Annotated in this window: 1 pseudogene; it reads right to left on the reverse strand. The window is 54.7% G+C overall.

Annotated elements, in window-relative coordinates:
- Positions 1–12: 12 nt before the first annotated feature.
- Positions 13–256, reverse strand: a pseudogene (locus GHN86_RS23255) (outer membrane lipid asymmetry maintenance protein MlaD); the annotation flags it as partial.

Below are 256 nucleotides of genomic sequence, written 5' to 3' on the forward strand. Positions count from 1 at the left end.
TCTTAAGGCTCCTTATTTGGCTTCTTTGCTAACGGTGTTCATGAGGAACTTGCCGATCAGGTCTTCGAGGACCAGCGACGATTGCGTGTCGTGAATGGTGCCACCATCTTTGAGCACAACGTCATCCCCGCCCACGCTGATACCGATGTACTTCTCGCCCAACGACCCGGCTGTGAGGATAGACGCCGTCGAGTCCGTCGGCAGGTTATTCACATCCTTTTCCACTTGCAGGGTGACGCGTGCCGTGAAGTTGTCA

This window comes from Pseudomonas helleri (assembly GCF_009600315.1).
GTDB lineage: Bacteria > Pseudomonadota > Gammaproteobacteria > Pseudomonadales > Pseudomonadaceae > Aquipseudomonas > Aquipseudomonas helleri_A.